This window comes from Metallosphaera sedula DSM 5348, from assembly GCF_000016605.1.
Taxonomy (GTDB): Archaea; Thermoproteota; Thermoprotei_A; order Sulfolobales; family Sulfolobaceae; genus Metallosphaera; species Metallosphaera sedula.
Genome location: NC_009440.1, coordinates 1,175,108 through 1,196,082, shown reverse-complemented (window position 1 = coordinate 1,196,082; position 20,975 = coordinate 1,175,108). Strand labels below are relative to the sequence as shown.

Here is a 20,975-nt window from a genome sequence, read left to right as displayed (position 1 = left end):
GTGAATTTCACCAAGTTTTGGGCAGGTATCTCCATCTTTTCAGCAACTCCGTAATTCCCCGTATTATTTTCCTCTCTCCATTCCTCAAGGAGTAAGCCACCGCGTTCACCGATTTCCCTGTGGCCCTAGCCACGTCCTTTAAGTTAGCTTCTCTAGGCACGTTGAAATATCCCATTTCGAGGGCAGTTGAAAGGACTTCCAGCTCCTCCTCACTGAGTTCCAGTCCATCGAAGTCCTGTACTCTAACCTCGTTTACCCTAGTTATTCCACGAAGTTCACGTATGATCTCATTAACCTGGTGCTCGTAGGCGAGAAAGCTCCAGATCTCATTACCGTAAACTATGGTTGGTTCCACGACGAAGAGATTGCTGGCGTCCAGCAAGGAGAATACAGAATTTCTGTAATCTAGCATCATGTCAACGAGGACTCTCCCGTCATCAAGGTAACTCACGTTTGATATGGAGTTTATTCGCGTTGATCTATCCAATCGCTTAATGACCTTAAAACTTTCAGGTTTACCGACCACTAGGTCTCTCATTACACGTCCGTTACTGTGATGGGCTATGACCTGAACCTTGTTATCAAGGAAACTTGTCCAGCAACCCTCATGCAACAAGTCTACGGTAACAAGCTTCAGGGGATATCTAGAGTACATAACTAGTGATATTCACTCAAAATTTTAAACTTTAAAGTAATCCTTTTAAACGTTTATTAATAGATTAAGGCGAAAAAGAAACAATGATTACTGGTCACGTGTGGACATGGTTATCAGCATGAATTCTTTAAACATGAGGCAACTGGGATCGATGAGTAACGTTCTTGGTATCTGAATATAACCTGACGATCAGAATCCCATGAAACCGAGATTCGAGATGGGGACTTCCCGCGAACCTACCTTGAGTTGGTGAGAGGCCCTGGGAAAGCTCGTGGCTGTTCCACTTTCTTCAGGTGTTTTTAGGGAAGGCTCCACGAAAAGTCACACTGGACAGGATAGTGAGCTTTAGCACGCATCAACTTGAAAAGTTATTAGTCGGGTTTTAGAGAAATTAATCATGAGAAGCAAGGAGGAATTCGTGAATGGGTTAAGGGATAAGAGGAAGGTTTTCTATCGTGGAAAGTTGATCGATCCCACAGAGCATCCCATTATAAAGGTAGCCGTTTCTCACGCCTCTAAGTTGTTTGAGTATCCTGGAAGAGTAGACCAGGAAGGAAAAAGCAAGTTCTTTCATGTCCCAAGGAACAGTCAAGATCTCATGGAGAGACACGGTCTGATATACGGGCTCACCATGTACTGTAACGGGATATTTAACATATCCCAGGCGATTGGTAGCGACGCCCTTTTCGCGCTACTTATTACCTCGAGGAGAGTGGACAGGGAGAGGGGAACGGACTACACGAAAAGGGTCGAGAACTATCTAACCCACGTGAGGGATAAGGACCTTACCATAGCGACGGCCCAAACGGACGTCAAGGGGGATAGGTCCAAGAGACCAAAGGAGCAGGGGGATCCCGACATGTACCTGAGGGTCAAGGAGGTGAGAAGCGACGGTATAGTGGTTAGAGGAGCAAAGGCCCACACCACACAGGCTGCCGTCTCAGATGAGATAATAGTGATCCCCACGAGGGCCATGCGCGAAGAGGAAAAGGAGTATGCCGTGGCGTTTGCCGTGCCAGCCAACACCCAAGGGCTCAGGATGTACGTGAGACCCATAGATGAACTGGAGGGAAACTCATCTGCAGTCCTCTCCAGGCAGGACTATGAGCTTGAGACCTTAACCGTTTTCGATGACGTATTTGTGCCCTGGGATAGGGTGTTCCTATTTCAGGAGAGCAAGTTCGCGGGTCAGCTCGCCACACTTTTCGCCACCTTCCATAGGTTCACAGCCCTCTCGTACAGGGTAGCAACTGCCAATCTCTTCCTAGGGGCAGCAAGGCTTGCGTCCTTCGTTAACGGAATTCAGAACGAAAAGCAGGTCAGGGACGACATAGTGGACATGATAATGTACAAGGAGGTAATGAGGGCAACAGCCCTGTCGGCTGCCATGTCTCCAGTGATCGAGGAAGGGGTGGCTATCCCGAACCCAGTCTTCACCAACGTGGGTAAGCTCTACTCCAACGCCCACTTCCACGACGTGGTCAGGGACCTCATAGATGTCTCGGGTGGGATAATCGCGACGATGCCCTCAGAGGAGGACCTGACAGGGGAGGGAAGGGAGGAGATCATGAAGTACTTGAGGGGAGCCGTGGATGGGAAAGAAAGGACTCAGGTGTTGAAGATTGCGAAGGAGCTTGGATCCAGTAACTTCACGGGGTATATTCTAACTCTCATGATTCACGCGGAGGGCTCAATGGAGGCCAGCAAGATAGAGTTATACCGAGGATATGACTTCTCGGACTCTGAGAAACTGGTGAAATCCCTTCTAAACCGTTAAGGAAAACGATTTATTCAAGGGGTCTTATCTCCCCTCATGTTAAAATTTAGCGGTAAAATTTTCGACGGGACTAAACTCATTGAGGGGACAGTCTTGGTTGAGGGTAATCAAATCGTTGAGGTCGAGGAGGGAAAGATGGAGAGTGACTCCACGAAGGGTTTCATCATCCCTGGAATGATTGATGCCCACCTCCACTTCTTCGGAGTTCATGAGGACAACGTAATGTCTTGGAACCTCGTGAACGAGATCGACGTGGCCATTAGGAGCACCAGGGATATGGAGAGACTTCTTAGGTCAGGGTTTACAACGGTCAGGGATCTGGGAAGTAAGGTGGCAACTAGGCTCTCCAACCTGGAGAGATCTGGGGAGATCATAGGCCCTAGAGTAATAGCCTCAGGTTACTCCTTGGCCATCACGGGAGGAGACGACGATCCGCGGGATTTGCCCCTTGAGATGGCACAAAAGCTGTCGTACTCCTTCTATTGTGATTCTCCCTATGAGTGCAGGAAGGCCGTGAGGTTAGCCGTGAGGCAGGGAGCTGGAGTCATAAAGGTCTACGCCTCGGGAGCGTTTTCCCAGGGCGGAAAGATCCTTCCAGGGCTGGGACCATACGAGCTGAAATCCATCGTGGAGGAGTCTCATAGGTTTGGGCTTAAGGTAGCGTCCCACGCCTATGGAAGGGAGGCAATCCTCAACTCAGTTGAGGCAGGAGTGGACACCATTGAACACGGGCTTGGCCTCGATAAGGACACGGCATCCATGATGTTAGACAGGGGGACATGTTATATCCCTACCCTAGCTACGTATGAGATCCCATTTCACGTGGCAAACCCAGAGGTAAGGAGATACAGGGAAGAGGCGGTCTCAAGGCATATGAAGGAAGACGTTAAGTTAGCCAAGTCCGTGGGACTTAAGATCGCCACCGGGACGGATTACGTGGGTTCAGATGCTAGACCACATGGCAAAAATTACAGGGAAGCGGTCCTCCTCTCGCAGTTCATGGGAAACGACGAAGTTCTTGCATCAACAACTTCCGTGGCGGCGGAGTGTCTGGGAATAAGGGCTGGTAGGATAGAGAAGGGATATCTGGCAGACCTCGTGGTTCTGAGGAATGATCCTCTCCAGAACGTGGAGAACCTTTCGCCCGAGAACGTGCTTTACGTCGTTAAGGACGGGAAAATGTATCGAGGAGTAGGAAGGGAGGACTAAAAGGATCTGGGTAGCTTGAGGGCGTTATGCGCCAGGTCCGCAAGTATCAGGTTTCTGGACACAGGGGCAACAAGGAAAAGTCTGGTCTCCCTCAATTTCCTCTCTATCCCAGTGTCCCTAGCATATCCAAGCCCACCGAACACGTCCATGACCACGTTTCCAAGGAACCACGCGGTCTCACTTGCCTTGTACTTTGCAATGTTGGCGTAAGTCCCAACAACCCTATTATCAGCGTTGGAGTCATAAAGCTCTCCTGCGTATTTCAGGGCGAGAGCTGACGTTACGAGGTCAGCGAAGCCCTGGGCTAGCGGGAACTGTACTCCCTGGTTTTGTCCAATGGGTCTATCAAACACCTCTCTCGTTCTAGCGTATTCTGTCCCCCTCTCTAGGAAATACTCCGCATTTCCTATCATTTCAGATGCTATCATGATCCTCTCGGCGTTCAGGCAGGATAGAAGGCATTGGAATCCTTGATCCACCTCCCCTATCACGTTGGTATCTGGAACCTCGAGGTTCTCTATGAATAGCTCGTATGCGTCAGTGTTGGCCATGGTCCTTATCCTCCTCATCTCAATCCTTCCCCTCAAATCTCTCATGTCCACGAGGAACATGGTAATTCCATGGGACTTCCTCTCTCGAGAGTAGGGTTCGGTCCTCGCAACCACGATCAAGAAGTCCGTCTTATCAACCCTGGAAATGAAGATCTTGTGGCCGTTGATCAGGAAGCGATTTCCCTCTTTCTGTGCCGTGGTCTTAATCTTCGTTGTGTCCGAGCCGACTTCTGGTTCAGTGAGGGCAAGGCTAAGCACCTTCAGGTTGTTCTCCACGATCTCGGGGTAATACCTCCTCTTCAGCGATTCCTGGGCACACCTGTTAAGGAGGACCGCGTTGTAGTATTGACCGTGAACGAAATAGGCGTTTCCCCCCAACAAGTTGATCTCCCTCAGGAGTAGGGAGGCATCTAGTACCCCAAGCCCCCCACCGCCAAACTCCCTGGGAAAGAGAACGTTTCCGAAACCTAGACTCATGAAGTCGTGTAGAAAGGACGAGGGGAACTCCTCCTTGAGATCGAGATCTCCCCAGTATTTCTCCGGGTACTTGGCCATCATTTCCCTGAGGGACTCGAGGAGAAGGGACACGTCCTCCCCAACGTTTAGGAGAGACGTTATCTCATTCATGAGTCCACCTCAAAGACCGAACAGTTCATGGGCCAGCCTCAGGTCATGCGCCTCATGTCCCATCTCCCTGACCTTCCCATAATATTGTAGAAGGGAGTCCCTAAACCTAGGGTGAGCGCACTTGTTTATTATTTCCTCAGCCCTCTCGTGGGGGGATTTTCCCCTTAAGTCCGCATATCCCTGTTCCGTTACCACCACATCCACGTAGTGCTCTGGAACGTCTACGTGAGTCGTGAGTGGGACAATCCTAGAGATCTTACCGTCTCCCGTGACCGAGGGTAGTGCGATCACGGTAATGTAAGCGTTTGGGGCAAAGTCCACAGACCCACCGACGCCATTATATATATTTCCGTGTATGTGAGATATATTGGCATTACCGTAAATATCTAGTTCGATTGCCTGTAGTATGGACATCAGGTTAAGCCTTTGAATCACCTCGGGGTTGTTCGTGACGTTCTGTCCGCGTAGCACTATCCGTCTGAAGTCCCCGGTTTCAAAGAATTTACGAAGGAAGTTCTCCTCTCCACGTAGGGTAAAAAAGGCTGAGGAGCTAATGAACTTCACGTTATCCTCAGGAATGAGGGCCCACTTTGCGGGTAGGGTTTCAGCCCACACACTTAGGGTCAAACCCGACTGGGGTAACACGTCTGCGAGCTTGCTAGAGAGGGATCCAGCCCCAGGTTGGATCACGAAATCCCCCCGTTCGTATAGTTCTCTGGAGAAGCCCTCTCTGATCTCGTTCATCATGAACTCCATGATGTTCTCCGAGATCCTCGCCTCCACGTCTCCAGGAGACTTATATGCTCCAGGAGATCCATCTTCCTCCCTAGTGACCAGTATTGCCCCTATCCTTGAGGGGGGTACAGTCAGCCTAGTGTCCCCAATCCTTTGGGAAACCTTCGCGAGTGATACGTTATCCCCCAAGTAAATGTCATGAAGGCCCTCCAATTCAGGTTTACTCTCATTGATTTCCAGGATCACCTTCTTAGCGACGCTAATAAAGGAGATAGACGAGTCCAGGGAGAGAGAGGGTATCACGGAGCAGTCCTCGAGAATCGCAGTTGCCTCAATTACTGCGAGGTCTATTGGTCCCAGTTCTCCTGATCTGATTTTTCTGTTAAACTTGTGGAGACCGTAATCGAAGAACTCGAGCTCGTTTTTGTTCACAAGTTCCCTATGCACACCTCCACTGAGAAAAGGGTACCTTCTTCGAAATGCGTGACCTATCCTAGAGATGTTCCTCTCGAACTCCTCCGATGTGGCTCCTCCCGTGAAAAGGGTTAAGGCGTATCCACTCTCTCCCTCCAGATGCTGGGCCATGGCCCTGGGAAACTCCTTGGGAACCGAGGAGCCGGACATTCCACCGAAGGCAATTACCCCATGTCTGGGAAGGTGACTCTTCACTGCGTCCATCGGGTCCGTGACTAACGACCTCAGTTCACGGCAAGCTATCCTTTCCATATTTTCACCCATGGGGAGGACTCTCTCCTGAAAACCTCGATTTCCCTGATGAAAGTTGCCACCTCTACCGAGAGGTTATTCTTGTAAATCCTCGTTCTCAGGGTGACCCTTCCGCTCTCCTTTCCAGGTTGAACCTCAACCACCTCACTCACGGCGTGGAGAGTGTCTCCATCAAAAACTGGAGCCCTCAACTTGAGTTCCCTGATACCGCGGTCGGCTGAGATGTTCCCCCCAAGTTCAAAGGACGAAATTCCCGTCCCAACCCCAACGACGAAGGGGCCCTGAACCACAGGCTTTCCATATTCGTGGTACTTCATGTACTCGTCGTCCAGGTGGAGCGTTGCGGTATTCATGGACAACACAGTTGTTAACAGATTGTCGTACTGGGATACTGTCCTACCTAGGCGATGAATCACCGTCTCCCCAGGTGTGAAATCCTCGAGGTATCTTCCCTCCCATCCTGGGTGAGACAGGCTCCTTTCCTCCTTGTTTAGCCCTATTCTCTCCCCTTTCTGCACGTTGATTTCAGGCTTCGCCTCCCCACCCTCAAGGAACTTCAACCATGGGGAGTAAGACCTCTTATACACTAGGTTATTTCTCCTTATTTCATACACGGGTTCACCCCTCTGATTGAAGACCCTATGCACCCAGCTCACCACCCCTACGTTGGGCCTCTTGGACTCCCTCTTCCCCACGACCTCGGTCTCGACGCAGAGGGTGTCCCCTGGATATATGGGCCTCCTCATTTCCTCGTAGTCAATCCCAAGAAAGGCCAGGGTGTTAATGCTGGTGTCCCTGGTGGAAAGGCCTATTACCGTGGAGTGGACAAGCCTTGGGTTCACGATTACCTTTCCATACTCCGTGTAAGACGCGTAGACGCTGTCCAGGTAGAGAGGAGTGTAATCCAGGGTGAGCGTAGACCAAAGCACGTTATCTGACTGCTCCAGGGTTCTACAAGGTCTGTGCCTTATGACCTGTCCTATCTCAAAGTCCTCAAAGAAGGGGCCAAATCCCCCAAACATTACCAAATCACCGTATTCTTTGAGAAAAAGTAAGTTAAAAACTGTTTGCGAGGACGAGCTAACTTAGGTCAGGTTGAGTCTAGCCGGACACTAGAGTTGATTAATAATCAGTAAAAAATTGACTGTGGCAGTTAAGATCTAGTCGAGGACACCAAAAATCACGCGTAACAAAGCGTAGCGGAAAAGGCTTACGCGAAAACCACATGGGAACTCCTCCTACACCTCCACCCGTTGAGAATCCCCTTTGATACCGAGTTAGTTGATGTACAACGTAACAAAAACTGTTCAGAAAGGTGAAGGGCGTGTATAACATGCTTAACCGCACGGTAGTTTATCGGGATTTAAGCCCATCCGTGATCCAGGGGGTATACCCTCGACGTCACAATTTTCCCGTTTACAAGAGAGTAAACCTTAAAGGTTTGCAAAACATGTACATGTTGAAATGAGCGACACAATCTCCATAAGGGTGAGCAAGAGGCTGAAAGAAGACCTCGAAAGACTGGGCATAGATTACGCCGATCTGGTTAGGCAGTACCTTGAGGACGTCGTGAGGAGGGAGAAGAAGAGGGCAATCTTGAGGGAGGCAGATAAAATAAGGGAGGAACTCAGGGCAAAGTACGGGGTGCTGTCCCCCTCGTCCCCGCTTGTGAGGGAGGATAGGGATGAGGTTGATCGTTGATACCTCCGCCCTGGTCTCCGTGTTCCTTCCGGAGACGGGTAGCGAGTGCGTTAGGAAATTACTTGAGGAACACGACGATCTCCATTTCTTGGACCTGATCTACTACGAGTTTACGAACGTTTTGAGGAAGAGGGTGGTGAGGGGAGAGATCTCTCCCAAGGACGCAGAGCTAGTTCTGGAAAGGGGTATGGACCTCATCTCCAACTTTCCAGTTCATCAAGGCAGAGAATTTGTGGGGGAGGCCTACGAGATTTCCCTGAGGTATAGTATAACGGTGTACGACGCGTCACTAGTTGCCCTGGCAAATCGCGTGGACGGTCATGTGTTAACCTTAGACCAGAAGCTAGTCACGGCCGTGAAAGGAGAGAGAATGATTCCCTGCCCAGGCTAGGACTTCTTCGGGTCGCACCAACATCTTCACCGAACCCGTTCAATTTACCTAGAAGGGTTGCATCAACTAAACATGTTGATTCTGGTTATCTTCATGCCACCAACTTAATTAACTAAATATGAAAATCTAAATTACAAGAGAATCTTTAAATCTCTTAAATGAAAAAGACAGTGATACCCATGTTTCTAAAACCCGAACCCACGATTAAGGACCTCAAGGGATTACTCGAGTCGGCTAACTTTACCCTAGACCAACTCTTGAACATGTACTATCAAATGAACTTGATTCGAGAGTTTGAGGAGGCCATAGGGGCGAAGTACTACGAGGGAAAGAATCCCTTTAACATGGCCTCAGGCCCCATAAGGGGTGAGATGCACCTATCCTCCGGTCAAGAGGCTGTTGCGGTCGGAGTAGGTGGCAACTTGAGGAAAGAGGATGTGGTCGTGAGCACGCATAGGCCACACCATCACGCAATAGCCAAGGGGACTGATATCAGAAAGCTCGCGGCGGAGATATTTGGCAAGAGCACGGGATTGTGTGGAGGGAAAGGTGGACATATGCACCTTTTCGACAAGGAGGTGAGGTTTTCCTGTAGCGGGATTGTTGGGGCATCATTTCCCCAGGCTGCAGGTGCAGCCTTCGCCTTCAAGTACAGGGGGGAGGACAACGTCGCCGTGGCCTTTGCTGGAGAGGGGGCCGCAAATCACGGAACCTTTTACGAGACCTTGAACGCCGCTTCCCTGTGGGAACTTCCGCTGATAGTTGTGATAGAGGATAACATGTACGCTGATTCTACCCCGAAGAGCGTGGCCCTGGCTACACCCCATCACTTCCAGAGGGCAATGTCACTGAATGTGCCATCCTTCCTAGTGGACGGAATGGACGTGATTGACGTATATCTGGCTACGAGAAAGGCCGTTCAAAGGGCAAGAAGCGGAGGTGGTCCCTCCCTGATCGAGGCCGTTACCTACAGGTTTAGGGGACATTTTGAAGGGGATGGACAGGAGTATAGGGAAAGGGATGAGGTTGAGTTGTGGAGGGTAATGGACCCTATCACTAGACTAGGTAACAGGCTAACCAAGCTAGGAGTTGAGAAGGAGAGATTGGAGAATGAGAGAAGGAAGGCAAGGGAAAGGGTTGAGGATGCTCTGAAGTTCGCTGAGGAAAGTCCCTATCCCGAACCGTCTACAGCCCTAGTGGGGGTGTTCAAATGAGAATGAAGGGAATTTCCCAGGCAATAGCCCAGGCAATATCTCAGGAGATGGAGAGGAGGAGTGACATCGTCGTCTTGGGGGAGGACGTGACTTACTGGGGCGCAGTTTTCGGGTTCACCATGGGACTCTTTGACAAGTTCGGCAGGAAGAGGGTGGTGGACACACCTATCACGGAGCAAACTTTCATGGGAATGGCAGTGGGAATGGCCTCAGTGGGACTTCATCCCGTAGTGTCGCTCATGTTCGTAGACTTTCTGGGGGCCGGGTTTGATCAGATGTACAACCATATGGCTAAGAACCACTACATGTCGGGCGGACAATTCCCCATGCCGGTAACTGTGATCACAGCAATAGGAGGAGGTTATGGAGACGCGGAACAACACTCTCAAGTGCTTTATGGACTCTTCGCTCACGTCCCAGGTTTCAAGGTTGTGGTTCCGTCTAACGCATACGACGCTAAGGGTTTAACCATTAGGGCGTTGAGGGATCCTAACCCTGTGGTCATATTTGGTCACAAACTCCTCACAGGGTTACCCTTTCTACCCTATGAGGGAGGAGAGGACGAGGTTCCTGAGGAACCCTATGAGCTGGAGTTTGGGAAGGCCTCCGTGAGGATGGAGGGGAGCGATCTGACCGTGGCATCTGCCGGACTGATGGTCCACAGGGCAATGAGGGTTGCAGAGAAGTTGAGAAAGGAGGGAATTTCCGTGGAGGTTGTGGATTTGAGGACCCTAGTCCCCCTGGACGAGGAGACACTCTCTAGGTCAGTAAAGAAGACTGGTAGGTTGCTCATCCTTGACGAGGATTACATGAGCTATGGGATGACCGGCGAGGTCACGTTCAGGGTTCAGTCCAGAGCCTTAAGGGATCTGAAGGCCCCGATCCAAAGATTGGCAGTCCCTGATGTTCCAATCCCCTTCAGTGAGCCCCTAGAGAAGGAGGTGATTCCAGGGGAGGCGAGAATAGAGGCCAAAATCAGGGAAATGGTAAGCTAGAATCAGGAAAAAGGGTACAAAGTACTTGTTCAACCCTAACATCGTTTATATACTATTAAATTCAAAAAATTGTTTTCCTCTTTCCCTTCTTCTACCTCGAAGTCGTGTATTTCCGCCAAATTACGTAGAGTCAAGACCCAGTCGTAATCGTTCACCTTTACCTTGATCCCTTCACAATCTCCTAATTCCCTTACCGTGTTTATAATGATTCTGACGGGATTATTTGCCCCACATATTTCCTCTCGCCTGAATTCAAGTTCCCTCAATATCTTCAAGGTTCAGTTCCCTTTTTCACAGGTATTCCAACCACGTTGTTCCATTCAGCTGAGGACCCATCATAAACTCTGACAGCTGGATATCCCAGAAGGTACTTCAACACGAACCAAGTATGGGCTGCTCTCTCGCCAATTCTGCAGTACGTGATGATCTCCTTGTCCTTCGGTACATTGGAGTATATTCTGAGGAGTTCCTCATAGGCTTTGAACTCTCCCGTATCTGGATTTACTGCCTGGGCCCAGGGAATGTTTATTGCCCCAGGAATATGACCTCCTACTTGCGTTTGTTCATCGGCGTACTCTGGCGGTGCCTTGATTTCTCCTGTGTACTCCTTGGGGGATCTAACATCAATTAGCGTAGCGATTTTACCTGTCTCTCCTCTACTCACCTTCTGAAGAACTTCCCACATTAGAACCCTATGGCTTCCCCAATCTACCTTGCTCACCTTGTATTCCGTCTTTGGATACCTTGGGACATCCTTTGATGTTGGAAGACCCAATTTTGCCCACTTTGTCCTACCACCGTTAAGCAATCTAACGTCCTGATGTCCGTATGCCTTAAACAGCCAAAATGCATATGTGGCGAACCAGTTGTTGTAGTCGCCGTAAAGAATCACGGTACTATCGTTGGATATTCCCAGTCTACTCATGAGGTCCTCAAATTGTTGCGGAGTTATGAAGTCCCTGATCTCGGGATGCCTCAAGTCCTCCCTCCACCTCACTAGGATGGCGTTTGGTATATGCCATGCATCATAGGCTGTGGAGTGATCATAGTCCACTTCAACTATCCTTACCTTCTCGTTTCCGACGTTATCCAGCACGTATTTGGTATCCACCAGTACTTCCTGGTTAACGTATTTGGACATGGATCCCTAACATAACATGCGAGAGAGAAAGTAATAAATAATTTTATTTATGCAAAAACTGCACTAATACTAGAAGATATTTATTGAACACCCAAAATATTCATAGGATCTCCCATGTTTTGTCGTTATTGTGACCCATTGTGACCATACGTATGATTTCCTTATCATTACAATTCAATGAGTTCAAGTTTATATAATTTCTTTATAGAAATGAAAAGTAATAATTGACTAATACTACATACTATTTGTAGTTAAAAGTTTTTAATATACCATGGTAATAGACAGGCCATTATTATATAAGAATGGATAAATCCCAGTCTTTTTTAAAGATAAATTAATTTTATATATAAATCTTACCTTCAATGTTCAGTGTTTTTAGTATCAAGAACCTCTCATTGCATACTTTCACAGAAAAGATGGAAGGCAAATAGGGTATGCCAAGGCCTGTCACTAACTATGCCTCTGCGTTACTTATCGCAAGAAAAAATTCATTAACATATCATGACGTTGCAAAGTCCGTGTATTGCAACCTTTTAATTTCCTGTGTTTGCGTTTCCGAGAATTATCATCATAAAACATTGTTGATTCCGCAATTTCTGTGGGAAATATCTATGAAGGTAACAAACACTCCATCTCAAAATCTGTTGACCAACTAGAAAAACTTTTTGCATTTATATTTTTCCAGTGGTTATTACTAATTTTTCTATCCTTCTATTTGTAAATATCTAAGTAAAACTTTAATACCCGTTTATCAAATGACAAAGTGAAATATGCCTAGTTACAGACTTGACCACGTTGACATGAGGATCCTAGATAAACTGAGATCTAATGCTAGGTTTACTTTTTCAGATCTCTCGAAGGAGCTGGATATTCCTGCTAGCACCCTGAGGTATAGGATAAGAAAGTTGGAAGATAACAAGGTTATCTTAGGTTACTATCCCCTAATAGATGGGATCAACTTAGGCTTCAAGGTCTCCATGATATTAATTATCGATTCAGTCCCCAAATATATTGAGAGCGTAGTTAAGGAGATCCTACAATTTCCCTCAGTAATTAGAATTTATGGTGTAGATAGTGGACCAAGACTCCATGTACATGCCCTCTTCAGGGAGGAAGAGGAGGCATATGCGTTCATCTCAGAGAGGCTATATAAAATAGAGGGAATAACCTCAGTGGAGACGTCTAAGGTGATAAAAAGGTATAAAACAGATCCCTCATTTTCGCTCTGACCCTAAGAGGAATTTTTCCCTAAGTGTTAGGTAATCGACTCAACGCGTCTACTGTGCAAATTAAAATCAAACCAGGTTAGTGCGGAGAGAATTCAAGTATTACACTCCAAAAATCTCAGTTAAAAAGGATGTCACGTGAATGTTCCCATGAAGATAGGATGCCCTATAAGAGATAGAGACCTATGGAGGATAGGCGGACAATATCATCAAAATTACCGTCATAAGCATGAGACCCAGCTCAACCTTTGAGACCTTTTCAATTTTTTCAGATATTCTATGGAAATCCCTAGTCAAGTCAGCCATGTCCTGAGATGGAGGATCTATCTCCTCGTTAGATTCCCTTCTCGTGTTGTCAACGCCCTGTGACGCCATTGATATGTTTTTAGCCATCCTATTTAATTTCCCTGTTTGAGAACCCAGATACATACCCAAAATGAACACAAGTAGTCCTAGGGATGCCCCTGCCAACAGGTATATCCCTGGACTTGATTGAATCAAGACGCTCCAATCTCCACCTGTAAACAGGTACACGAATATTCCGCCGAATATTACTGTCAATAGGGCAAAGAAGGTAAACGCTATCGGCAATCCTGAAGATATCATGGAGCTAATTACTTGACCCTTAACTTGGTTGTTTAATCTATTTAGGGCCCTCATAACAATCAAGTCGAAGAAAATAGTTGAGCCCACCCATAGGGAACCAAAAAGAACATGTATTATGGGAACTACAGAGTAAACTATCATGATATTTTCTCCATAGTTAGTTTCTATAACCCTTATAAAAATTTTATCGTTCTGTAAATTGATAGGGGTAGACACGGGGTCGTTGTGTTTCCTGATCCTAGGCAAATTATTCATTCCCTTTCCATGGGAAGACTTGATTCAACGGAGTTATGAAAGCAGGGAATCCTTTTGTGGTACTCTCCTAGAACATGGAATATTTGATTGTTTAACGCTAATTCTACGAATGGTTCTGATTTAGAGAATGACGTTATTTTCGAACAGTTCGCACACTGGGACTCCCTTGACTATATTCACGGAGCTAAGTTAAAGAGCAGTTGTGGTAAAGGACACACCTAACTTCAAGGAACTTGCACAAAATCCTGTGTGGCGGGTTATCCATTGGTAGGACTATCTCATTCTCTATAGAAGAAAACTCATTAATTTTCTATTCAGTCAGCGGTGACTACCAATGAATGTGACTTTCCTTAAGTTAACAATAGAGGCTCATGTAATGGAAGTTCTACATCTGAGTGTAGTGACTTATAGTTTCTTGAAGCCTTTGATGATATCTGGCAATTTTATTTTTAAAAACTTAAAATGTCAGTAAGCAAAAATTTTTTAATTAGCATTTGTAAAGTACTTTATGGCAAGTCAAGTAAAATTGTTCTCCCCAACGTCTTTACTCACTCTCCTATTACCCATCGTTGCCCTAATAGGTGCCCTTGTTTCTAGAAGTTATCTTTTCCTAGATTACGTTCACGTTATAACAGGTGGCACGTGGACTGGAATAGACCTATTCATGGGCGTAGTTTTCGGTAGAATGTTAAGGTCTTTAGATCCCCGTACTAGAGCCGAGATAATTAAAAGGTTGGTCCCAATGATGCTGTTCCTCATGCCTGCCCTGGCCTCTGTGGCAACGACTGCGGGAATATACCTTGCAATGGATAACGGAATACTTTCCCTCTCCAATAGGCTCTTCCTTACCGCAGGCGCAATAGTCCTAGTTCTCATAGTCCAGGGATTTGGTCTAATTCTCCCAAACGAGATCAGATTATATATGGAGTTGAGGAAACCAAACCCTGATATAAATAAGGTAGTTAGATTGGGAATGAGGAACATATACATCTCGGGAAGCCAGGTTATATTTCAGATTGCAGTGATATTTGTGATGGCAGAGCTTGCCGTACAATGACTTCAGCATACCTAAATGGCTCGGTCTAATATCTGTAAATGAACGGAGTTTAATTGTAATAGACAGTTGTTAAGGAAGAGCCTTCACGGTTGCAAAGCTAATTTTCTTCTCTGAGTTACAAGTTTCTCAGGGCCTAAACATCATAGCCTATTTAGACTATTTTCAAGCATCCATGAAATTTGGTGGCATTTATGGCATCAAAGGATGGTTTAACTCGTGGTTTGAACTTGCCCTTGATGAAACTTATCGTCGAATTGGAATAGGTTTATTCTATATTACCCAGACACGACTTGCGGATCGAACCCAATAGAAATTAGGAAGCTCAAACTATCACTTGTGCCTCTTTTGAAGATTAAAATAACTTATTCTATTCAAAGTTGATATGAAATTTTTTCCCCATAAAATTTAAATATTTCTTGTTTAGTAGTGCTTCAATGGATAAGTTCTCTCTATCCAAATCAGGTCAAAATAGGGCAATGCGCAGAATTTTCAAGAGAATTCCAAAGGCCTCACTACTCTTTTTCCTAGTAGCAGGGCTCTTTGGGCTTCCAATGGCTATCAGCGCAACTACACCAACCCCACAACATTGGATAGTTTACGTAGGCGGACAGGCAATGAGTGGGAACACCATGATTATGACCATGGGCTATTTTCCTGAGATAATCACCATTGACGTGGGAGATAGTATCACCTTCGTTATCAACTCAACGGAGCCTCACACCATCACATTCCTCAGCGGAAATCCGCCCTTGAATCCCTTCTCTCCACAGGCCCTAGCGCCCATAGGGGGATCGGTCTATAACGGCACGGGGATAGTATCCTCAGGCCTTCTATCTCAAGGTCAAAACTACACCTTAACTTTCACTAAGGCTGGAGTTTACGTATATCAATGTCTGATTCATCCAGGTATGATGGGTGTGGTCATCGTTAATCCTGCGGGTACCCCATACCCAATGACTCAGGCACAGTACGATCAGTTAGCATCACAACAAAGCTCCCAATCCCTGGCAAGCGGTTTATCTCTACTGCAACAGGTTAATCTACCCGCAACCCAAGGTCCTAACGGAACGGTCATCTGGCATGTGGACGTCGGTCAGCAGACTCCAGTTAGCACCGAAGTCACCCTTAACTCGATGAACTCTAAGGTTAGCGGTTCTGCCATCTTGACAATGACCGCACCAGGAGTGCTCACCGTTCAGGTTAGTCTTACAGGTTTACTTCCAGGAGAGACCTACAATGTTGGTATCTTCCAAGGAGCAGCCGAGGCTGGAGGAAAATCATTATATAATCTTAACCCAGTGGTTGAAGCCTCAAACGGGACTGGAAGCTCTGTCACAACTCTCACCCTTCCGCCACTTAGCCCATTTATACCAACGAGCTTTGGAATACCCTCTGCCGGATGGTATATTAACGTCAGCAACTCTGGTAACGCCGTTGCTGCCGGAGATATAATTTTCCCAGTCTCTAGCGTAATGGGATTCCTTCCGAATACCCTAACGATACACGCAGGAGATACTGTGGTGTGGACAGACGTTGATCCGGACGAAGTACATACGGTTACATTTGTTCCACAGGGGATGCCAATTCCTGAGTTTGGAACGCCCACAAGCCTCATACCTACAAAGAGCCATATATTCAATGGAACAGGTTACTATAACTCCGGCCCCATGATAGCGGGAGTAAGCTACAACCTGACCTTCGTTACTCCAGGAGTTTATACCTATGTTTGTTTGCTACATGACGGCATGGGTATGGTAGGGACAATAATCGTGTTGCCTTCCACACCGTCATCGAATCCCCAAGCGACACTTCTTAGCAAGCAGATGTCTGAACTTAACAATACCCTAAACTCACTAAACTCACAGGTTAGTCAAATAGGCTCTCTAACCTCTCAGGTGGGTCAACTCAACAGTCAAGTAAGCTCACTAAACTCACAGGTTAGTCAAATAGGCTCCCTCAGCTCCCAGATATCATCCTTGAATGGCTCCCAGGCCTCCTATGAGAACAGCGTAAACAGCAAGATCTCCTCACTTTACTCACTCCTCACGGTCCTCATAGTTCTTGTGGTAATCTCTCTAATTCTGAACGTTGTCCTGATAGCTAGAAGAAGGTAAGAATTTCCGTAGTAATATCTTAAGCCAATCTCCTTTTTTGGACTAGACGTTAATGGTATCTCCCCCATAGAACTTTGTCACCTTCCCGTCATCCTCGCGTATCAATCTGATCACCTTTATCACCGACTTAACCTCGGAGCTCTTTACCTTGCCTTGAGGTCCTTCACGAACATCGCGTTAAACTGAACCAAAATCTTGAGTAACTCCCTTTGTCTTACCACTTTCCCCATATAGCCCTTATGTATCTACCTTGTCCAACGCTTGTTCCCGCACCCTCACTCATGAGTTCAACCTCGTCCTTGATCTTTTCGAAGTCGAGCGATATCTTCCTCACCCTTAACGAGAAACGGCTCAAAGGTTGATATTTTATGCTTTATATCTGGTGTTTAATTTAAACAAATATTTTGGTAATAGTAAAGCTTTTCATGATTATCTATGAGTTATTTTTATAAATAAACGGTCATAGATTAAATATATTTCAAGAATTAAGCAGTGATACGTCAATTTTTATTGAATTATACTAATAAACAAAGGCTACTGGTCAAACCCCTATTAATAAATTCATACGTTATATTACTTGGGACGATCTTCATCTTCATCTTCATGTAAATCAAGATGCGGGATGAAGCATGTGAAGCTTCTCGATCTGTGGAGCAGCGCGAGAAAGGTTGCGGACGAAGGTGTGAGGGTTGTTGACGAGACGTGGAGTTATGTGAAGATGAACGCGAAGGTGTTTTCCATACAAGTCCTCATGGCTTTCCCGTTCTTGAGCAAGGCATCTATGTCATGTCCTCAAGAGATGGGGGAGAGTCAACCTTTCAAGGACTTTAACAGTACCTTCCAGAGGAGGAGAGTGAATAAGTGATGGCCGCAACTTGTATTTCTTTTTACCCACGCATACGTAGTCTCGAGTTGACCCTGGACAGGTTCGCGAGGCTCAAGGAGGAGACCAAGATGAACAGAAGCCTCGAGCTGATGAAGTACTCTCACGGGCTTGTCTTGTGGGAATCCGGCCTAACTCAGGAATTCATAATTTCATGGCAACTATGGAAGCTATACTCCACTTCTCAAGAGCAAAATTATTTCAGTATCTGCACCAATAAATTCTGAAGACTAAACTACTGTTTATAGTCCTTTAAAATATTTACAATATTATACTACCTTTATCGTCAACAGGAACATTAGGCCTAGGGGCTCTTTTTGTCAAGTGTTGTTGTTTTTATTATCTCTAGGTAGAGGGATTTAACATTATAATTATAGACTATGTCCATTACTGCGAGTATTGCAACTCTCTCTATTTTCCATTTATAGGTTATTAGCGTATTTTAGGCAACTATAAATCAATAATAGTTTTTACTTACTTAATGGAGAATGATGCCTGATATATATGGGGTGTGAAAGGTAAATGGAAAGCGGAATAAAGTATAAGTCTCCATATGGCGAATACACCATCGTTGTCGATGATGTGGGAAGAAAATATAGGGTAGGAGAGGACGTCAAGGCAATAACTAAGAGAATACTAGGCTATCCCATAGGTAGAAGGTTGTTGTTACTGGGGGCATGGATGTCATTTTTCTTCGGAAGCGTGCTAGAGTACGGTTGGGGCGCTGCGTCTACCACAGTTATTTCTCACTATGGATGGTCACTGGCCGAAGGCTTCTTCAACTACACGGTCTACGTCCTGTTTCAGGCAACCATATGTGCAACCATATTCCAAAGATTAAGGGAAAAAGGACTGATTAGCCCCAGGAGGGCTTTGCTGTTTGGTGGAGCCCTACTCATGGTGGCGTATTATCTCTTCTCCAACTCCTTCGAACCTTGGATAGCGTACTTGGGTTACGCCGCAATAGGAGGTATAGGGGCGGGTCTTGGATATGCGGTAGGTGGAGGGATAGTTAACAAGTGGTTCCCCGAAAAGAGAGGTTGGAGACTCGGACTTGTTAACGGCGCGTGGGCGTACGGTGCTGTTCCGTACATTCTGCTTTACATTTATGCATTCAACTCGAGTGACTTCCAGGAGATATTGTACATAACTGGTCTCACTATAGGGATAGGGCTGATGATAGCTGGGCTCCTAGTGGCCGATCCTCCTAAGCATTGGTGGCCTAAGGACGTGGATCCTATTGCAGCCAGGCAAGGTAAGTTGAAGTCAAGGGAGTTGAAAGTTAACCCTCCTGCTGTGGCACAGTGGACTCCTAGGGAAATGTTGGCAACTCCCATGGGTAAGGCACAGATGATTTCCTTCACCCTTGCCCTTGCTGCATCCCTCTTCAACGTATCATTCTACGCTCCGTTCGGAGCTGCCATGGGCTTCGGTGGAGGTATCGCATTCGCTGTAGGTGCAGCTGGATTCGCTTTAACCGACGGTCTAGGAAGACCCATGCAAGGTTTCATCTCTAGCCTGATTGGAAGGAGGAAAGCCGTGACCATATTCTATACGTTCATGGGACTAGGAGGTCTAGGAGTCCTTTATGCTGGGCTGGCTCACTTAGCAATACCGTGGGCAATACTCGCAGTGGCTACTGGCGCTGTTTCGGGTGCATGCTTCGTCTTCGATTGGTTACTTATTGCTGATTACTTCGGCGAGAATAACATAGGCAAGAATTGGAGCATTCCGTACGCACTAAAGGTGGTGGGAGGAGCCTTCGGAGGTATAATAGCCGCATTGATACTGACTTTCGTGAGCGGGGGTACGTGGGCTGACGTCGTGACGGGGGCCTCAATAAACATCACTCCACTAGCCTGGGAGGTAGTGTTCTGGATAGGTGCCATTTTCTCGTTAATAGCTGCGGGCCTAGTGTGGTTTGTTGAGAAGCCTCCAACCGTAGAAGACTACATAAAAACTAGAATAAAGTTGAATGAGCCCATACCCGAAGAGGTGGCGTCTAAGATACCAAGGGAAAAGTTACAAGCCCTAATGCAAAAGTACGGCAGATAATATCATTTTATATCAAGAATTTTTTTAAAAAGGAATGTCATATTCTATTCTATCTCAGATTTTAAAGAGAAAGATTTTTAAACTCTAGAACAATAATTATAATGATTAACTATGAGTGGAAAGTCGGATGAACAAGAAGGATGGAGAGTGCATAGGGGTCTTGTCAACGTATCAGACACCGTTATCTACGTCCTAGGATGGGTTTTCCTTTTGGTGGGACTAGGGGTAGATGCGTTGGGAGTTAGTGCACACTCCGGCTCCATTGTAGCTGCGGGAATTGGGCTGAACTGGATAGGAGTAATCCTTGCGCTGGGTAGCGGTGCAATAGGAAATAGAAAGATACCGCCAGGCTACGGAGAAGAGTAAAAAGTTAAATGAATTTCTTTTTTTATTTTATCGAGATAATAATGTCTTTGATCCTTATCTAACCTCGAGTGGTTTGTCATAATTGCTAACTCACAGGCGGTAGTATTGTAGATTTTTCAATGTCATCTGCCATCTTATTGTAAAACAGTTAGAAAAACTTAATATGCTTAAGATACGTTATTAATCTTATATATGCAAGACTACAAACTTGACGAGGTAGATATGAAGATTCTTGAGAGGCTGAGATACAATGCAAAGTTTACTCTTACCGTGCTGTCAAAGGAACTTGATATGCCAGTAAGCACCATTAGATATAGGATAAAGAAGTTGGAGGAGAGCAAGGTTATTCTAGGCTACGTCCCCTTAATAGATAGGACAAACCTTGGATATAAGGTCTCGCTGATCCTAGAAATTGACACAATCCCGAAGTACATAGAGAGAGTAGTCAATGAAATTTCCCAGTTCCCTCCCATAGTTAGGGTATATGGCGTAGATAGTGGACCTAAGCTTCACGTTCACGCCATATTTAAGGAAGAGGAGGAGGCGTATTCTTTCATCTCACATAGACTCTACAATATTAAGGGGATTAACTCCGTCGAAACCTCCAAGATCATAAGGAGGTACAAGATCGATCCTTCTATCCTACTTTAAAGGCGTAAGTTCTCTTTTTCTTTCATCATGTTGAATTCAA

At 46.3% G+C, this 20,975-nt stretch carries 21 protein-coding genes; 14 read left to right on the top strand and 7 right to left on the bottom strand.

Annotated features, from left to right (window positions below; translation table 11 throughout):
* Positions 1-7: 7 nt before the first annotated feature.
* Positions 8-655 (bottom strand): helix-turn-helix domain-containing protein, encoded by a 648-nt coding sequence (locus MSED_RS06200; RefSeq protein ID WP_012021169.1) that lies wholly within the window; start codon positions 653-655, stop codon positions 8-10.
* A gap of 397 nt (positions 656-1,052) precedes the next feature.
* Here MSED_RS06200 and MSED_RS06195 point away from each other — a divergent pair, with 397 nt between their 5' ends.
* On the top strand, positions 1,053-2,432 hold the full coding sequence (locus MSED_RS06195) for a 4-hydroxyphenylacetate 3-hydroxylase N-terminal domain-containing protein (protein WP_012021168.1): 1,380 nt from the start codon (positions 1,053-1,055) through the stop codon (positions 2,430-2,432).
* 36 nt (positions 2,433-2,468) lie between these two features.
* Complete coding sequence (locus tag MSED_RS06190; protein WP_012021167.1) at positions 2,469-3,641, top strand: metal-dependent hydrolase family protein; 1,173 nt, start codon at positions 2,469-2,471, stop codon at positions 3,639-3,641.
* On the opposite strand, the gene MSED_RS06185 is transcribed toward MSED_RS06190, so the two are convergent.
* From MSED_RS06185 to MSED_RS06175, 3 genes are read right to left on the bottom strand one after another with little or no spacing between them, the layout of a single operon-like run.
* Positions 3,638-4,819 (bottom strand): acyl-CoA dehydrogenase family protein, encoded by a 1,182-nt coding sequence (locus MSED_RS06185; protein WP_012021166.1) that lies wholly within the window; start codon positions 4,817-4,819, stop codon positions 3,638-3,640. The two genes, MSED_RS06190 and MSED_RS06185, sit on opposite strands and share 4 nt — an antisense overlap.
* Positions 4,820-4,828: 9 nt before the next feature.
* A complete protein-coding gene (locus MSED_RS06180) occupies positions 4,829-6,280 on the bottom strand; it encodes an acetyl-CoA hydrolase/transferase C-terminal domain-containing protein (protein WP_012021165.1) in 1,452 nt (483 codons plus the stop codon).
* Positions 6,268-7,302 (bottom strand): MaoC family dehydratase, encoded by a 1,035-nt coding sequence (locus MSED_RS06175; protein WP_012021164.1) that lies wholly within the window; start codon positions 7,300-7,302, stop codon positions 6,268-6,270. Before MSED_RS06175 ends, MSED_RS06180 begins: the two co-directional genes overlap by 13 nt.
* Positions 7,303-7,744: 442 nt before the next feature.
* Between MSED_RS06175 and MSED_RS06170 the strand changes: the two genes are divergently transcribed.
* The 4 genes from MSED_RS06170 (at position 7,745) to MSED_RS06155 (ending at position 10,581) form a co-directional block, all read left to right on the top strand.
* A complete protein-coding gene (locus MSED_RS06170) occupies positions 7,745-7,981 on the top strand; it encodes a hypothetical protein (RefSeq protein ID WP_012021163.1) in 237 nt (78 codons plus the stop codon).
* The gene (locus tag MSED_RS06165) at positions 7,965-8,372 is read left to right on the top strand and encodes a type II toxin-antitoxin system VapC family toxin (protein ID WP_012021162.1); all 408 of its coding nucleotides are present in this window, start codon (positions 7,965-7,967) and stop codon (positions 8,370-8,372) included. The genes MSED_RS06170 and MSED_RS06165 overlap by 17 nt, the downstream gene beginning before the upstream one ends.
* Positions 8,373-8,551: 179 nt before the next feature.
* On the top strand, positions 8,552-9,586 hold the full coding sequence (locus MSED_RS06160; protein ID WP_012021161.1) for a thiamine pyrophosphate-dependent dehydrogenase E1 component subunit alpha: 1,035 nt from the start codon (positions 8,552-8,554) through the stop codon (positions 9,584-9,586).
* Positions 9,583-10,581: an alpha-ketoacid dehydrogenase subunit beta gene (locus MSED_RS06155; RefSeq protein ID WP_012021160.1), complete on the top strand. Its 999-nt coding sequence runs from the start codon at positions 9,583-9,585 to the stop codon at positions 10,579-10,581. The genes MSED_RS06160 and MSED_RS06155 overlap by 4 nt, the downstream gene beginning before the upstream one ends.
* Positions 10,582-10,616: 35 nt before the next feature.
* On the opposite strand, the gene MSED_RS06150 is transcribed toward MSED_RS06155, so the two are convergent.
* Complete coding sequence (locus MSED_RS06150; RefSeq protein ID WP_012021159.1) at positions 10,617-10,856, bottom strand: hypothetical protein; 240 nt, start codon at positions 10,854-10,856, stop codon at positions 10,617-10,619.
* Entirely contained in the window at positions 10,853-11,722 is an 870-nt protein-coding gene (locus MSED_RS06145; protein ID WP_012021158.1) for a sulfurtransferase, read from the bottom strand. The genes MSED_RS06150 and MSED_RS06145 overlap by 4 nt, the downstream gene beginning before the upstream one ends.
* A 770-nt stretch (positions 11,723-12,492) precedes the next feature.
* On the opposite strand from MSED_RS06145, the gene MSED_RS06140 reads away from it, so the two are divergent.
* The gene (locus tag MSED_RS06140) at positions 12,493-12,951 is read left to right on the top strand and encodes an Lrp/AsnC family transcriptional regulator (protein ID WP_012021157.1); all 459 of its coding nucleotides are present in this window, start codon (positions 12,493-12,495) and stop codon (positions 12,949-12,951) included.
* A gap of 180 nt (positions 12,952-13,131) precedes the next feature.
* Here MSED_RS06140 and MSED_RS06135 read toward each other — a convergent pair whose 3' ends face one another.
* Positions 13,132-13,695, bottom strand: a complete 564-nt coding sequence (locus MSED_RS06135) for a hypothetical protein (protein ID WP_048060073.1) — start codon at positions 13,693-13,695, stop codon at positions 13,132-13,134.
* A 622-nt stretch (positions 13,696-14,317) separates the two neighbouring features.
* Here MSED_RS06135 and MSED_RS06130 point away from each other — a divergent pair.
* The 7 genes from MSED_RS06130 (at position 14,318) to MSED_RS06100 (ending at position 20,935) form a co-directional block, all read left to right on the top strand.
* Positions 14,318-14,866 (top strand): hypothetical protein, encoded by a 549-nt coding sequence (locus tag MSED_RS06130; protein WP_012021155.1) that lies wholly within the window; start codon positions 14,318-14,320, stop codon positions 14,864-14,866.
* A 434-nt stretch (positions 14,867-15,300) separates the two neighbouring features.
* Complete coding sequence (locus tag MSED_RS06125) at positions 15,301-16,980, top strand: cupredoxin domain-containing protein (RefSeq protein WP_048060072.1); 1,680 nt, start codon at positions 15,301-15,303, stop codon at positions 16,978-16,980.
* Between the two features lie 631 nt (positions 16,981-17,611).
* A complete protein-coding gene (locus MSED_RS06120) occupies positions 17,612-17,845 on the top strand; it encodes a hypothetical protein (RefSeq protein WP_144418763.1) in 234 nt (77 codons plus the stop codon).
* A gap of 47 nt (positions 17,846-17,892) precedes the next feature.
* Positions 17,893-18,090: a hypothetical protein gene (locus tag MSED_RS06115; RefSeq protein WP_048060070.1), complete on the top strand. Its 198-nt coding sequence runs from the start codon at positions 17,893-17,895 to the stop codon at positions 18,088-18,090.
* Between the two features lie 295 nt (positions 18,091-18,385).
* On the top strand, positions 18,386-19,918 hold the full coding sequence (locus tag MSED_RS06110; RefSeq protein WP_012021152.1) for an MFS transporter: 1,533 nt from the start codon (positions 18,386-18,388) through the stop codon (positions 19,916-19,918).
* A gap of 111 nt (positions 19,919-20,029) precedes the next feature.
* Positions 20,030-20,284, top strand: a complete 255-nt coding sequence (locus MSED_RS06105; protein WP_012021151.1) for a hypothetical protein — start codon at positions 20,030-20,032, stop codon at positions 20,282-20,284.
* A gap of 192 nt (positions 20,285-20,476) precedes the next feature.
* The gene (locus MSED_RS06100; RefSeq protein ID WP_012021150.1) at positions 20,477-20,935 is read left to right on the top strand and encodes an Lrp/AsnC family transcriptional regulator; all 459 of its coding nucleotides are present in this window, start codon (positions 20,477-20,479) and stop codon (positions 20,933-20,935) included.
* The last annotated feature ends 40 nt before the right edge of the window (positions 20,936-20,975 follow it).

Coding starts and splice junctions, on each gene's coding strand:
- MSED_RS06200 (WP_012021169.1), bottom strand. CDS start 655: ATGTACTCTAGATATCCCCTGAAGCTTGTTACCGTAGACTTGTTGCAT.
- MSED_RS06195 (WP_012021168.1), top strand. CDS start 1,053: ATGAGAAGCAAGGAGGAATTCGTGAATGGGTTAAGGGATAAGAGGAAG.
- MSED_RS06190 (WP_012021167.1), top strand. CDS start 2,469: ATGTTAAAATTTAGCGGTAAAATTTTCGACGGGACTAAACTCATTGAG.
- MSED_RS06185 (WP_012021166.1), bottom strand. CDS start 4,819: ATGAATGAGATAACGTCTCTCCTAAACGTTGGGGAGGACGTGTCCCTT.
- MSED_RS06180 (WP_012021165.1), bottom strand. CDS start 6,280: ATGGAAAGGATAGCTTGCCGTGAACTGAGGTCGTTAGTCACGGACCCG.
- MSED_RS06175 (WP_012021164.1), bottom strand. CDS start 7,302: ATGTTTGGGGGATTTGGCCCCTTCTTTGAGGACTTTGAGATAGGACAG.
- MSED_RS06170 (WP_012021163.1), top strand. CDS start 7,745: ATGAGCGACACAATCTCCATAAGGGTGAGCAAGAGGCTGAAAGAAGAC.
- MSED_RS06165 (WP_012021162.1), top strand. CDS start 7,965: ATGAGGTTGATCGTTGATACCTCCGCCCTGGTCTCCGTGTTCCTTCCG.
- MSED_RS06160 (WP_012021161.1), top strand. CDS start 8,552: ATGTTTCTAAAACCCGAACCCACGATTAAGGACCTCAAGGGATTACTC.
- MSED_RS06155 (WP_012021160.1), top strand. CDS start 9,583: ATGAGAATGAAGGGAATTTCCCAGGCAATAGCCCAGGCAATATCTCAG.
- MSED_RS06145 (WP_012021158.1), bottom strand. CDS start 11,722: ATGTCCAAATACGTTAACCAGGAAGTACTGGTGGATACCAAATACGTG.
- MSED_RS06140 (WP_012021157.1), top strand. CDS start 12,493: ATGCCTAGTTACAGACTTGACCACGTTGACATGAGGATCCTAGATAAA.
- MSED_RS06135 (WP_048060073.1), bottom strand. CDS start 13,695: ATGATAGTTTACTCTGTAGTTCCCATAATACATGTTCTTTTTGGTTCC.
- MSED_RS06130 (WP_012021155.1), top strand. CDS start 14,318: ATGGCAAGTCAAGTAAAATTGTTCTCCCCAACGTCTTTACTCACTCTC.
- MSED_RS06125 (WP_048060072.1), top strand. CDS start 15,301: ATGGATAAGTTCTCTCTATCCAAATCAGGTCAAAATAGGGCAATGCGC.
- MSED_RS06110 (WP_012021152.1), top strand. CDS start 18,386: ATGGAAAGCGGAATAAAGTATAAGTCTCCATATGGCGAATACACCATC.
- MSED_RS06105 (WP_012021151.1), top strand. CDS start 20,030: ATGAGTGGAAAGTCGGATGAACAAGAAGGATGGAGAGTGCATAGGGGT.
- MSED_RS06100 (WP_012021150.1), top strand. CDS start 20,477: ATGCAAGACTACAAACTTGACGAGGTAGATATGAAGATTCTTGAGAGG.